At 64.6% G+C, this 13921-nt stretch carries 11 protein-coding genes; 4 read left to right on the top strand and 7 right to left on the bottom strand.

What is annotated here, in order from left to right; genetic code table 11:
* Positions 1-165: 165 nt before the first annotated feature.
* The 7 genes from efeO (CXQ81_RS18835) to CXQ81_RS18805 form a co-directional block, all read right to left on the bottom strand.
* Entirely contained in the window at positions 166-990 is an 825-nt protein-coding gene (gene efeO / locus CXQ81_RS18835) for an iron uptake system protein EfeO (protein WP_009044153.1), read from the bottom strand.
* 30 nt (positions 991-1020) lie between these two features.
* Entirely contained in the window at positions 1021-2343 is a 1323-nt protein-coding gene (gene efeB, locus CXQ81_RS18830; RefSeq protein WP_101338164.1) for an iron uptake transporter deferrochelatase/peroxidase subunit, read from the bottom strand.
* An 18-nt stretch (positions 2344-2361) separates the two neighbouring features.
* Entirely contained in the window at positions 2362-3561 is a 1200-nt protein-coding gene (gene efeO, locus CXQ81_RS18825) for an iron uptake system protein EfeO (protein ID WP_101338163.1), read from the bottom strand.
* Positions 3562-3570: 9 nt separating this feature from the next.
* Positions 3571-4413, bottom strand: a complete 843-nt coding sequence (gene efeU / locus CXQ81_RS18820) for an iron uptake transporter permease EfeU (protein WP_101338162.1) — start codon at positions 4411-4413, stop codon at positions 3571-3573.
* A gap of 257 nt (positions 4414-4670) precedes the next feature.
* Positions 4671-5576, bottom strand: a complete 906-nt coding sequence (locus CXQ81_RS18815) for an AraC family transcriptional regulator (protein WP_101339438.1) — start codon at positions 5574-5576, stop codon at positions 4671-4673.
* A 223-nt stretch (positions 5577-5799) separates the two neighbouring features.
* Positions 5800-7092, bottom strand: coding sequence for a glycosyltransferase (locus tag CXQ81_RS18810; protein WP_007924860.1), 1293 nt, complete (start codon positions 7090-7092; stop codon positions 5800-5802).
* 129 nt (positions 7093-7221) lie between these two features.
* Positions 7222-7581: a response regulator gene (locus CXQ81_RS18805; protein WP_101338161.1), complete on the bottom strand. Its 360-nt coding sequence runs from the start codon at positions 7579-7581 to the stop codon at positions 7222-7224.
* A gap of 264 nt (positions 7582-7845) precedes the next feature.
* Here CXQ81_RS18805 and CXQ81_RS18800 point away from each other — a divergent pair, with 264 nt between their 5' ends.
* From CXQ81_RS18800 to CXQ81_RS18785, 4 genes are read left to right on the top strand one after another with little or no spacing between them, the layout of a single operon-like run.
* Entirely contained in the window at positions 7846-11313 is a 3468-nt protein-coding gene (locus CXQ81_RS18800; RefSeq protein WP_101338160.1) for a response regulator, read from the top strand.
* Positions 11313-12128 (top strand): protein-glutamate O-methyltransferase CheR, encoded by an 816-nt coding sequence (locus CXQ81_RS18795; protein ID WP_025808689.1) that lies wholly within the window; start codon positions 11313-11315, stop codon positions 12126-12128. The genes CXQ81_RS18800 and CXQ81_RS18795 overlap by 1 nt, the downstream gene beginning before the upstream one ends.
* Positions 12125-12730: a chemotaxis protein CheB gene (locus CXQ81_RS18790; protein ID WP_101338159.1), complete on the top strand. Its 606-nt coding sequence runs from the start codon at positions 12125-12127 to the stop codon at positions 12728-12730. Before CXQ81_RS18795 ends, CXQ81_RS18790 begins: the two co-directional genes overlap by 4 nt.
* Positions 12724-13905, top strand: coding sequence for a hybrid sensor histidine kinase/response regulator (locus tag CXQ81_RS18785; RefSeq protein ID WP_101338158.1), 1182 nt, complete (start codon positions 12724-12726; stop codon positions 13903-13905). The genes CXQ81_RS18790 and CXQ81_RS18785 overlap by 7 nt, the downstream gene beginning before the upstream one ends.
* Positions 13906-13921 lie beyond the last annotated feature (16 nt).

Below are 13921 nucleotides of genomic sequence, written 5' to 3'. Positions count from 1 at the left end.
TGACGGGGCGAGTCATCGGCACGCCGGCCGGACGGCTGCCTGTAGGAGCGAAGCTTGCTCGCGATAGCCGCGCAGCGGCGGTCGTCAAATTTCACCGCGTTGTCCTGGCGGGTTTATCGCGAGCAAGCTTCGCTCCTACGCAAGATCGGGCCGGGTACCCGGAGCTCAGTCCAGGCCCAGCTTGCCGCGCAGGGTCGAGAGGTCTTCGGCCAGGGTATTGACCGGGCCCACCAGCGCCTTGCGGTCGTTGTCCTTGACCTTGTCGTAGGTCTCGAAGCCGCCGTCGGCGGTTTTGTACTTGGCCAGGATCTTGTTCACCGTGGCGAAGTTCTTGTCGACCTTGGCGACGAAGGCCGGGTCCTGCTGCTCGATCTGCGCACGGAACAGGTCGACGATTTTCTTCGCCCCGTCGATGTTGCCCTGGAAGTCGTAGAGGTCGGTGTGGCTGTAGCGGTCTTCCTCGCCGGAGACCTTGGTCGCGGCCACTTCCTCCAGCAGGGCGGCGGCCCCGCCGACGACTTTTTCCGGTGGGAAGGTCAGGCCGGCGACGCGGGCCTGCAGGTCCTTGACGTCCTTGTTCAGGCGGTCGGCCAGGGCGTCCAGGCCCTGGGTGGAGTTCTGCGCGAACAGCGAATACTCGATGCGGTGGAAGCCGGTGAAATCCTCGGCCTCGACGCCTTGTTCGTGGTCGTCGACCCGCGAGTCGATGGCCGCGTCGAGGTCGCTGAACAGTTCGGCGATCGGCTCGATCGACTCGTAGTACACCCGGGTCGGTGCGTAGAGTTTTTTAGCCGTAGCCAAATCACCTTTCTTTACCGCGTCGGTAAAGGCCTGGGTGTGGCTGGCCAGCTCGTCGAGCTGCTCGGTGACGTAGATCTTGTAGTCGGAAATCGGCCCCACCAGCTCCAGCGGCGAGGTGGCGGCAACCGCCGACAGCGGAACATGCAGCAGGCCAAGGGTCAGCAACACAGCGAGGGGCGACTTTTTCATGGGACGTTTCCGTAGGGGGGTGGGTGGTGGTCAGGCGCTGGTTTTCGCTTGGGTGGCCTCGAGCAGCGTGCGGCCGAGGAAGTCCTGCTCGCCGCTGACGCCGGGCAGGCTGAAGAAATAACCGCCGCCCACCGGCTTGAGGTATTCCTCCAGGGGCTCGCCGTTAAGGCGGGTCTGTACCGCGATGAAGCCTTGCTCCAGGTCGGCCTGGTAGCAGATGAACAGCAGGCCCGTATCCAGCTGGCCGTTCTTGTTCACCCCGTTGGAGTAGTTGAACGGCCGGCGCAGGATCAGGTTGCGCTGGGTTTCGGCGGTACGCGGGTTGGCCAGGCGGATGTGGGCGTCGAGCTTGGTCAGCTGGCCGTGCGGGTCCTTGCGGTAGTCCGGCACCTGGTGTTCCTGCTGGCCGTCCATAGGCGCGCCCGAGGCCTTGACCCGGCCGATGATGCTTTGCTGTTCCTGCAAGGGTGTGCGGTCCCAGCGTTCGACGAAGTTGCGGATGATGCGCACCGCCTGATAGCTGCCGTGGGCGGCCCAGGCCGGTTCGTCGCTGCCTGGCTGGACCCAGACGATCCGCTCCATGGCCTTGCGGTCGTTGGAGTCGGGGTTGGCCGAGCCGTCGCGAAAACCCAGGAAGTTGCGCGCGCTCTGCGCCGGCTCGCCAGGACGCGCCGGGGCCTGGGGCGGCACGCTGCCTTCCTGCTTCCAGCGCACCAGCAGCAGGTCCGGGAGGTTTTTCACGATGTCGCGCAGGGCGTGGATATTGGTGTCGGCGGTGTTGGCGCAGAACTGCAGGCTCAGGTCGCCGTGGCAGCAGTCGGGCTCCAGCGCATCGTTGGGGAAGCCGACCATGCGTATCAGGCGCTTGGGTTTGGCCGCGGCCAGGCCGAAGCGTTCGTCGAACAGCGAGGCGCCCACCGAGACGGTGATGGTCAGGTTGTCCGGGGTCACCACCGGGCCGAGGATGCCCGAGTCCAGCGGCGGCAGTTTCGGGTCGACCTGGGGTACCGGGCCGCCGGTCATCAGGAAGCGGATGCGCTGGTCCAGGGTGCGCAGCAGCCGCTCCAGGTCCTCGCGGTCGCTGGCCAGCACGTCGAACGCCACCAGCATGCCGGCCGCCGGGCGGGGGGTGACGATGCCGCTTTGATGCTGGCCATGGAAGTCGTGGCGGTCCTGGGTCTGGTCGCTGTTCGGTGCTTGCGTGACCTGGGCGGCGGCTTTCCCGCCCTGGGCTGCCAGCGCCGGGCAGCTCAGGCTGCTGCCGGCCAAAGCCACACCGGCGGCGCCCATGCCCAGCAGCACGCGACGGCGTTGGGCGGAGAAATCTGGATTGGAAGCGTCTGAATCGTTCATCGGGAGGGCGTCTTCTGCTTACAGGCCGGAGAGGCCAAGGACGGGATCGATTCCATCGAGTGCATCGGCCAGAACCTTGGCCTGGTCGGCGATCCGCTTGCGCTGATCGGCGCCGACACTGTCGTAGGAGGCATAGCCCTCGGTGCTGCGCAAGGCGCTGTACTGGCTGTCGAGGGCGCCGAGGGCGCTGTCGATCTGCGCCAGCAGCGGGGCGGAGGGCTTGGCCAGCAAGGGTCGCAGCAGGTCGACGACCTTGCGCGTGGTCTCCAGGTTGGCGGCAAAGCCGTTGAGGTCGCTGTGGCTGTAGCGTTCTTCCTCGCCGCTGGCGGCGCGCACCTCGGCGATGCTGTGCTGGGTGCGCGCGACCAGGCTGACCAGTTGCTCCGGTGGCAGCGACTGGGCCAGCAGTTGTTGCTTGAGCGTGGTGACATCGCTGAGCAGGCGCTGGGCGATCGGCGCCAGGCCGCTCAGGTCGCGTTGCTGGAACAGCGCGTATTCGAGGCGGTGGAAGCCGACGAAGGCGGGGTCCTGCTCGCGTTTTTCGAAATAGTCGGCGCGGGCGTTGATGCTGTTGTCCAGCTCGCCCAGGCGCTGGGCGGCCGGGGCAAGACGCTGGTAGGCCGCGCGCGCCGGCGGGTACAAGGCCTGGGCCTGGGCCAGGTCGCCGGCCTGGATGGCGTGCTCCAGTTCGCTCACGGCCTTGATCAGGGCGCTGCTCTGGCGGCTCAGGTAGACCCGGAACTCCGACAGCGGGCCGATAAAGGCGACCATCGACGGCCGGGCCTTGGCCTGGGCGTCGGACTCGGCGGTCGGGGTCACATGCAGGGTGCCGCGCGGGTTGCTCAGCAGGCCGCAGGTGATGGCGTAGTCGCCGGGCTGCAGCCTGGCGTTGATCACCTGGCTCAGGCCCGGCGCGATGTTTTCCCGTTCTTCGACCACCAGCACGCCGTCGAGGATTTCCCATTCCACGGCGCGGTCCGAGCGGTTGACGATACGAAAGCTCGCTGGCCCGGCCGGCACGCTCAGGGCGTTCGGCTCGCAGCTGCGGGGGTGGATGGTCACGGTGATTTCGTCCTGGTGCGCCTGGCGCTTGCTGGCGGCCAGCTGCGAGGCGTAATAGAACAGCCCGCCGGCGGCGATCATCACCATCACGGAGCCCGCGAGTGCCCAGCGCAGGACGCTCGGTGCCGGGGGCTGTGGGGAGGCTTGCTGGGTCATGGAAAGGCCTTACTGGCTGGAAACGGAAGACGATGGGCTGGCGGCGGGTGCCGCGCCGGGCATGAAGAACAGCACCAGGGTCACCAGCAGGTAGATCAGATAGGCGCCCAGGGTGCTGACGGTCGGCGCGTCCTGGTAACCGAACATGCCGGCCAGCACCGAGCCCAGCGGGCCGTCCATCGGCAGGCTGGCGCTGAAGTCGAACAGCACGCCCTGCAGGTGGTTCCAGACCCCGGCTTCATGCAGGGCCTGCACCGAGTTGGCGAGGATGCCGGCGGCCACCACCAGGATGAACAGGCCGGTCCAGCGGAAGAACGCGCTGAGGTTCAGGCGCATGCTGCCGCTGTAGATCAGCCAGCCGACGACGATCGCCAGTACCAGGCCGAGCAGGGCGCCGATGGGCGCGGCGGGGCCCTGGCTCTGCTGGAACACCGCGAGCAGGAAGAACACGGTTTCCAGGCCTTCGCGGGCCACGGCGAAGAACACCATGGCGATCAGCGCCGTGACCTGGTGCCGGGAACCGGTCAGCGCCTGGTCCAGCGAGGTTTGCAGGGAATGCTTGAGCGAACGCGCGACCTTGCGCATCCAGAACACCATGGAGCTGAGGATGCCCACGGCCACCAGGCCGACGATGCCTTCGAAGAGTTCCTGCTGCTTTTGCGGAAACTCGGCGCTCATCAGCTCCAGGCCACCGCCCACCAGCAGGGCCAGGGCCGCGGCGAGAAACACGCCGATCCACACGGCCGGCATCCACTGGCCGCGTCCGGTCTGTTGCAGGTAACTGGCGATGATGCCAACGATGAGCGCGGCTTCGATCCCTTCGCGCAGCATGATCAGAAATGGAACGAGCATTCAGCACCGGCGGGGAGATAGATAGGGAGCTAAGTTGTAACATAATGATACGTATTCACAAATGGCGATGATTGCTATTTGCTGAACGTGAGCTGAACGGGGCGCGTTTCGTGGGGCGCGTGTTTGTGTCTGTAGGAGCGAGCGGGCGGCGATCCGACTTGCCCGCGATAGCCACGCCGCACAATGCCTGACACACCACAGTGCCTGCATCGCGGGCAAGCCTCGCTCCTACGAAGGGGGCGGCGGTGTTTGTGGGGTCAGGCCAGGTTCTGTTCGGTCAGGCGCTGCACGGCCAGGCGTCGGTAGTGGGAAGGGGTCATGCCCTTGAGTTGCTGGAAGCGCCGGTTGAAATTGGAGATGTTGTTGAAGCCGGACTCGAAGCACACGTCGGTCACCGGCTTGTCGCCGTCGGCCAGCAATTCGCAGGATTTGCTGATGCGCAGGCGGTTGACGAACTCGACGAAGCAGCGGCCGGTGGCCTGCTTGAACACCCGGGAGAAGTAGGTGGGTTTCATGCCCAGGTAGTCGGCGACTTCCTCCAGCGGCAGTTCGCGGGCGTAGTGGGCGAAGATGTAGTCCACCGCGCGGTTGGTGCGGTCGACGTTGTGCTCGTCGGCCAGTTGCACGTTGGTGGCGCCGGACAGCAACTGGTAATCGTCACAGGCGGCCAGCAGTTCCAGCAGGATGAAAAAGTGCCCGAGGCGGGTGATGCCGCTGGAGTCGGCGATGCGCTGCATCAGCTCCATGGCCTGGGCGATGGTGCGTTTGCAACGAAACTCGATGCCGTACTGCGCGCGCTCCAGCAGCGGCGTCAGGCTCTTGAGTTCGGCGAACACCTGATAGCCGCTTTCGAACAGCTCGTCGGTGAAGTTCACCAGCATGTCGCGCTTGGCCACCACTTCGTCCTCGGCCACCTGGCTGATCCAGTTGTGGGGCAGGTTGGGGCCGGTGAGGAACAGCGATTCGGGGTGGAAGTTGCCGATGTAGTCGCCGATGAACACCTTGCCGGAGCTGGCGACGATCAGGTGCAGCTCGTATTCCTTGTGGAAATGCCAGCGCACCAGGGGGCAGGGGAAGCCGTGCTGGCGATAGATGATCGACAGGCCGTTGTGGTCGTCCATCAATTCGTAGGAAGGGTCGGTGACTCTCGCTGATCGGCTCATGGCGCTGCGCTTTTTATCGTTGTTGCGCCCGATCATGCCTCCTTCAAACCCTCAGCACCAGTGCCGAAGCACATCCCTGTAGCCGCTGCCGAAGGCTGCGAACGACCCGAAGGGGCGCTGCTCTTGAGGGCCTTTGAAGGTCCTGCGACCAGCGTGGCCCGGACCATCGCAGACTGCGGCAGCGGCTACAGGGCCGGGTGTCCGGGGGATCGGCGGGCGTGCCTCAGGCCAGGCGGTTTTTCGCTTCGATCCACTGCGCCATGTACTGGGTGCTCTTGTGGTGATGGTGACGCAGCATGCCGCCGGTGAAGTTATCGCGGCGCAGTTGCGCCAGGTTCGCCCGGCAGTACTGCAGGCGCTCGATCAGGGCCGGGCCGTGGACCTGTTGCCGATAGCGCGCAAGCAACAGTTGGCGCCCCTGTTCCTGGGCCGCGCTCCACAGCGCCTGGTCCTGGTACAGGCGCACCGCCGCCGCGGCGATGGCGCTGGCCGACTCGGCAATCGCTCCCGGCCAGGGCGCGTCACCGTGCATGGCTTCGGCGCCGACCGGGGTGGTGACGCTCGGCGTGCCACAAAGCATGGCGTCCAGCAGCTTGCCCTTGATGCCCGCGCCGAAGCGCAGCGGCGCCAGGCAGATCCGCGCGGCGGACATGACTTGCAAGGCATCCTCGGCCCAGTTCATCACCAGGAAACCCTGGGCCGGGTTGTGCAGGGCCGCGGCCTTGGGCGGGGTGTAGGCGCCATAGAGATGCAACTGCGCGCCCGGCAGCTGCTGGCGGATCAGCGGCCACACGGCGTTCTTCATCCACAGCACCGCGTCCCAGTTCGGCGCGTGGCGGAAGTTGCCGATGCTCAGGAAGTGCGCCCGTTCGGCGAAGGGCACATAGCTGTGCGGCATGTGCTCGGGCATCAGCGGGCACCAGTGCAGCAAGGCCGGCGGCAAACCGAATTGCCCGACCAGCAGCTCGATCTCGAACTCGGAGATCATCAGGCTCAGGTCGCAGCGGTACAGCGCGGCGATTTCGCGACGGGCCTGGTCGGTGTCGGCCATGGCGGCGAACTCCTGCGCGGCGGCGGGGGCGAACAGGGCGCTGAAGTCATCGTTGTCGTCGCTGGCCTTGAGGTGCTCCTTGAGGCGCTGATGGCGGGCGTGGCGCAGGCTCTGCAGGTCGGAGGTCTCGAGCACGCGCAGCGCGCCGGGGCACTGTTGTTCGACGCGCCAGCCGAACTGTTCCTCCATCATGAACTGGTCGAACAGCACGATATCCGGCGCCAGTTCGGCGATGAAGCGGTCGAAGCTACTGTTGTTCAGTTCGATCGGGCACTCGCGGATGCCCAGGGCGCTCAGGTCTTCCTTGTGCTCGCCGGGGTTGGCCGGGCTGCTGAAGGTGATGTCCCAGCCTTGCCCGAGCAAGACCTGGAGGATCTGCATCAGGTGCCCGCTGGCCGCCGATGAGCGGGGTTCGGGCCAGACGTAACCAATGACCAGGACTTTGGTGGCGGCGGTCGGACTCATGAGTGGGTATTCCTGAAAAACGCGGGGGTGTCTGCGGGGGGCGCCATTAAACCACAGCAGGGCGCTGGCGCGGCCGCCCTGGCGCCCATGGCCGAGGCGCTCGTCGGGTCGGCGCGGGTTACCGAGGGTTCAGCCGAGGATGGCGCGGACCTTGTCGCGCAACTGGTCGATGGAGAAGGGCTTGCCGATCACCGCCATACCGGCGGGCACCTCGATGTTTTCCGCGTAGCCGCTGGCGAACAGCACCGGCAACTCCGGGCGCAAGGCGCGGGCGCTGGCCGCCAGTTCCTTGCCGTCCATGCCGGGCAGGCCGACGTCGGTCATCATCAGGTCGATCCGCAGCGCGCGGTCCTGCAACCGGGCCAGGGCCTCTTCGCTGCCCGCGGCTTCCAGCACCTTGAATTCCAGCTCCTCCAGCACATCGACAATCAGCATGCGCACGATGGCATCGTCTTCGACGACCAGGATGGTGGAATCGGTGGGGGACATGGCAAGGCTCTCGAAAATAAATGGAAAAAAAGGACGGCAGCGGAAAAAAGTGCTTGTCTCTTGCATCAGTAAATAACGCGCAATGACAAGTTCCCAAAGCTGTACAAAAAAGTAATCCTGTACAAGCTGTGCCAGAATAACCTGTCTGCTCGAGGGTGGGCAGTGCAGGATGAAAAATTGCCACCGAGCTTGTCGCAAGCATAGATACGCTCCCCTCCTTTGGGGCAAACTCCATGGTTTTTGACCCTTTACCAAGGCCTTTCAATGATCTCTTCGTCTTCGGTCGATGAACAGAGTTTTCGCAAGCTGCTAAGCCGCAACATCGCGCTTCCCCTGGGCGTGGGCGTGCTCAGCGCGGTGGTCTTTGTGTCCCTGATCAGCTATCTGCTCTCGGCGATCCAGTGGGTCCAGCACAGCGATCGGGTGATCAACGGCATCAACCAGGCGGCCAAGCTGACGGTCGACCTGGAAACCGGCATGCGCGGCTTCCTGATCACCGGCGACGAGCATTTTCTCGACCCGTATGAAGTGGCCAAGCCGCAGATCTTCAGCGAATTGCGCGAGCTGCGCGGGCTGGTGGCGGATAACCCACAGCAGGTGGATCGCTTCAAGCGCCTGGAAGCCTTGCAGGAAGAGTGGGGCCTGCACGCGAAAAACATGATCGAGATGCGCCGCCAGGAGGGCGATTATCGCCGCTCGGTGCAGTCCGGCCGGGGCAAGCGCCTGACCGACCAGATGCGCAAGGAGTACGACGAAGCGGTGGCGATGGAGCAGCAACTGCGGGTCGATCGCAACGAGAATGTCACGCGCACCACGATCCTCAGCGTGGTCCTGTACCTGCTGTTCGTGGTGGTGATCAGCGGCCTGCTGGCCTATATCGGGCGCCGCGACCTGCTCAACCTGTCGAAGAGCTACAGCGCCAACCTCGAGGCCCAGCAGCAAAGTGCCCGGAGCCTGGCGCAACAGGCCTGGCTGCGCAGTGGCCAGACCGAACTGGCCGAGCAGTTGCTGGGGCAACTGACGCTGAACCTGCTGGGGCGCAACCTCCTGCAGTTCTGCGCGCAATACCTGGGCAGCGTGGTGGCGGCGCTGTACGTGCGTGAAGAGCACGGCGGCCTCAAGCGCGTGGCCGCCTACGGCTTCTCCCGCGAGCAGGAAGAGCGCGAACAGTCGATTTTCCTCGGTGAAGGCATGGTCGGCCAGGCGGCCCAGCAGGACCGGCTGATCCGCCTGGACGAGGTGCCCGCCGATTACTTCAAGGTCAGCTCCGGCCTGGGCGAAGGCGTACCGCGCAGCGTGCTGGTGGTGCCGACCAGCGACGACGACCGGGTCAACGGGGTGATCGAGCTGGGCTTCCTGCGCGCCCTTAGCGAGCGTGATGTCGAGCTGCTGGAACTGATCGCCGGCAATATCGGCACCGCCATCGAGGGCGCGCGTTATCGCCAGCGCCTGCAGGAAGTGCTGGCCGAAACCCAGCAGCTCAACGAAGAGCTGCAAGTGCAACAGGAAGAACTGAAGACCGCCAATGAGGAGCTCGAGGAACAGTCGCGGGTGCTCAAGGAGTCCCAGGTGCACCTGGAGGCCCAGCAGGTGGAACTGGAGCAGACCAACGAGCAGCTGGCGGAGCAGCGCGACGCCATGGACCGCAAGAACGGCGAGCTGAACCAGGCCCAGGTGCAGTTGCAGGAGCGTGCTGAGGAGCTGCAGCGTTCGAGCAAGTACAAGTCGGAATTCCTCGCCAATATGTCCCACGAGCTGCGCACGCCGCTGAACAGCTCGCTGATCCTGGCCAAGCTGCTGGCGGAAAACGCCGAGGAAAACCTCACTGCCGAACAGGTGCAGTTCGCCGAGTCGATTTATTCGGCGGGTAACGATCTGCTCAACCTGATCAACGACATTCTCGATATTTCCAAGGTCGAAGCCGGCAAGCTCGAAGTACGCCCGGAAAACGCCAGCGTCGCGCGCCTGGTGGAAGGTCTGCGCGGGCTGTTCCAGCCGCTGACCGCGGACAAGGGCCTGGAATTTCGTGTCGAGTTGCAGCCTGGCGCGCCTTCGATGCTGTTCACCGACTGCCAGCGGGTCGAGCAGATTCTCAAGAACCTGCTGTCCAACGCGGTGAAGTTCACCGAGAAGGGCCAGGTCAGCCTGACCGTGTCGCGCGAGCCCGAGGCGGGCATTGCCTTTGCTGTGCGCGACTCAGGGATAGGCATCGCCCCGGAACAGCAGGAAAGCATTTTCGAAGCCTTCCGCCAGGCCGATGGCACCACCAATCGCCGTTATGGCGGCACGGGCCTGGGGTTGTCGATTTCCCGCGACCTGGCGGCATTGCTCGGCGGTTCGATCACGGTCGCCAGCGAGCCGGGGCAGGGCAGTGTCTTCACCCTGGTGCTGCCGGAACAGTACGTCGAGCACGCACCAGAGCCGCAAGAGGCGGCCAGGCCCGCCGCCGTGCGGGTGATGCCGGTGCCGAGCAAGCCGGCTGCACCGCCGGTGCCCGAGGTGGAGATTGCGCGTTTCGCCGACGATCGCGACAAGGCGCCGTTCGCCACCCGCTGCATCCTGGTGGTGGAGGACGAACCGAACTTTGCCCATATTCTGTATGACCTGGCCCACGAGCTGGGTTACCAGTGCCTGGTGGCCCACGGCGCCGACGAGGGCTACAGCCTGGCCGAGCAGTTCGTGCCGGACGCGATCCTGCTGGACATGCGCCTGCCGGATCATTCCGGCCTGACGGTGTTGCAGCGCCTCAAGGCGCATGCCACCACCCGGCATATCCCGGTGCATGTGATCTCCGTGGAAGACCGGGTCGAGGCCGCCATGCACATGGGCGCCATCGGCTACGCGGTCAAGCCCACCACTCGGCAAGAGCTCAAGGATGTGTTCGCCCGCCTGGAGGCCAAGCTCACCCAGAAGGTCAAGCGTGTGCTGCTGGTGGAGGACGACGACCTGCAGCGCGACAGCATCGCCCGGCTGATCGGCGACGACGACATCGAGATCACCGCCGTCGGCCTGGCCCAGGAGGCCCTGGAGCTGCTGCGCGACAACCTCTACGACTGCATGGTCATCGACCTGAAGCTGCCGGACATGCTCGGCAACGACCTGCTCAAGCGCATGTCCACCGAGGACATCTGCTCGTTCCCGCCGGTGATCGTCTACACCGGGCGCAACCTGACCCGCGACGAAGAGGCGGAGCTGCGCAAGTATTCGCGCTCGATCATCATCAAGGGCGCGCGCTCGCCCGAGCGCCTGCTGGATGAAGTGACCCTGTTCCTGCACAAGGTCGAGTCGCAGCTGTCCCACGAGCGGCAGAAGATGCTCAAGGCCGCCCGCAGCCGCGACAAGGTCTTCGAGGGACGCAAGGTCCTGCTGGTGGACGACGATGTGCGCAATATCTTCGCCCTCACCAGCGCCCTGGAGCAGAAAGGCGCGATCGTGGTCATCGGCCGCAACGGCCATGAGGCGATCGCCAAGCTCAACGAAGTCGAGGACATCGACCTGGTGCTGATGGACGTGATGATGCCCGAGATGGACGGCTACGAAGCCACCCAGGAAATCCGCAAGCAGCCGCGCTGGCGCAAGCTGCCGATCATCGCGGTGACCGCCAAGGCGATGAAGGACGATCAGGAGCGCTGCCTGCAGGCCGGCGCCAACGATTACCTGGCCAAGCCGATCGACCTCGACCGGCTGTTTTCCCTCATTCGAGTCTGGTTACCCAAGATGGAAAGAATCTAGTGGAGCGCAATACCGAGATCGAACTGCGCCTGTTGATCGAAGCTATCTACCTCAAGTACAGCTACGACTTCCGCGATTACTCCGGCGCCTCGATCAAGCGCCGGATCAACCATGCGCTGCGCCAGTTCGAATGCAAGACCATTTCCGCCCTGCAGGAGCGGGTGCTGCACGATCCGGGCGCGTTCATGCAGCTGCTGCAGTTCCTGACGATCCCGGTCAGCGAGATGTTTCGCGACCCGTCGCACTTCCTGGCGATTCGCCAGGAAGTGGTGCCGCTGCTCAAGACCTATCCCTCGATCAAGATCTGGATCGCCGGCTGCAGCACCGGCGAAGAGGTCTATTCCATGGCCATCCTGTTGCGCGAGGAAGGGTTGCTGGAGCGCACCATCATCTACGCCACCGATATCAATCCCAGCTCCCTGGAGAAGGCCAAGCAGGGCATCTTTTCCCTGGAGAACATCCGCGCCTACACCCAGAACTACCAGCAGGCCGGCGGTTTGCGCTCCTTTGCCGACTACTACACGGCGGCCTACGACTACGCGATCTTCGACAAGACCTTGCGTGAGAACGTGACCTTCGCCGATCACAGCCTGGCGACCGACAGCGTGTTTTCCGAAACCCAGCTGATTTCCTGTCGCAACGTGCTGATCTATTTCAACAAGAAGTTGCAGGACCGGGCCTTCGGCCTGTTCCACGAGTCGCTCTGCCACCGTGGGTTCCTGGTGCTGGGCAGCAAGGAAACCCTGGACTTCTCGGCCTACGGCGAGCATTTCGAGCCGCTGGTCAAACAAGAACGGGTCTACCGCAAATCATGAACGATGACGCCATCGGGCAATCCGCCTTGCCGCGGGTCGAGGCCATAGTGATAGGCGCGTCGGCCGGCGGCGTCGAGGCGTTGCTGAAAATCTTCACGGCGTTTCCCGAGGGCTTCAGCCTGCCGATAGTGGTGGTGCTGCACCTGCCCGAAGAGCATCGCAGCCAGTTGGCCGAGCTGTTCGCCCAGCGCCTGGCGCTGCCCGTGAAAGAGGCCCGCGACAAGCAGACCATCGAGCGCGGCACCCTGTATTTCGCCGTGCCCGGTTATCACTTGTCGGTGGAACAGGACCGCAGCCTGTCCCTGAGCCAGGAGGAGCGTGTGCATCATTCGCGTCCCGCCATCGATTACCTGTTCGACTCCGCCGCCGATGCCTATGGCCCACGCCTGGCCGCGGTGCTGCTGACCGGGGCCAACCAGGACGGCGCCCATGGCCTGGCCCAGGTCAAGCGGCGCGGCGGCCTGAGCATTGTCCAGGACCCGGCCGAGGCCCAGGTGGCGACCATGCCCGAGGCGGCCATCGCGCTGCACCGACCGGATTACATTCTCCCTTTGCACGGCATCAGCCGTCTGCTTGTCGAGCTGGAACGAATCGCATGTTAAGTAATATCCAAGCCAAGCTGCTGATCGTCGACGATCTGCCAGAGAACCTGTTGGCCCTCGAAGCGCTGATCAAGCGCGAGGACCGCCAGGTGTACAAGGCGCTGTCAGCGGACGAGGCATTGTCGCTGTTGCTCCAGCATGAGTTCGCCATGGCCATCCTCGATGTGCAGATGCCCGGCATGAACGGTTTCGAGCTGGCCGAGCTGATGCGCGGCACCGAGAAGACCAAGAACATCCCCATCGTGTTCGTCAGCGCCGCCGGGCGCGAGCTCGACTATGCCTTCAAGGGCTACGAAAGCGGCGCGGTGGACTTTTTGCACAAGCCGCTGGATACCCATGCGGTGAAGAGCAAGGTCAATGTGTTCGTCGACCTGTACCGGCAGAGCAAGGCCATGAAGCAGCAGGTCGAAGCCCTGGAGCAGAGCCGGCGCGAGCAGGAGGCGTTGCTCAAGCAGTTGCAGGCGACCCAGAACGAGCTGGAGCAGGCGGTGCGCATGCGTGACGATTTCATGTCGATCGTCGCCCACGAGGTGCGCACGCCGCTGAACGGCCTGATCCTGGAAACCCAGCTGCGCAAGATGCACCTGGCCCGCGACAACGCCGCCGCCTTCACCCTGGACAAGATGCATGTAATGGTCGACCGCGACGAGCGCCAGATCAAAAGCCTGATCCGCCTGATCGAGGACATGCTGGACATCTCGCGGATCCGTACCGGCAAGCTGTCGATTCGCCCGAGCCGGGTCGACCTGGTGCAGCTGGTGCGCGGCCTGCTGGAGAGTTTCGCGCCCCAGGTCGAGGCTGCCGAGTCGTCGATTGCCCTGAGCGCCGAAGACTCGGTACTCGGCCAGTGGGACGAGTTCCGCATCGAACAGGTGATCTCCAATCTGCTGACCAATGCCCTGCGCTATGGCGCCAAGAGCCCGATCGAAGTGCGGGTGTACAGCGCGGACGGGCAGGCGCGGGTCGAAGTGCGCGATCACGGGATCGGCATCAGCGAGGAAAACCAGGCGCGTATCTTCCAGCAGTTCGAGCGCGTCTCTGTCAATCATGCGGTGGCCGGGCTCGGGCTGGGGTTGTTCATTTCCGAGCAGATCGTCACCGCCCATGGCGGCACCATCGAAGTCGACAGCAGGATCGGCGAAGGTGCCCTGTTTCGCGTTTGTCTGCCGCTGTAGGAAAACACCGGCTCCC

It is taken from the genome of Pseudomonas sp. 09C 129 (assembly GCF_002843625.1).
In the GTDB taxonomy this organism is placed as follows: domain Bacteria; phylum Pseudomonadota; class Gammaproteobacteria; order Pseudomonadales; family Pseudomonadaceae; genus Aquipseudomonas; species Aquipseudomonas chlororaphis.
This window is presented reverse-complemented; position numbering and strand designations above follow the sequence as displayed.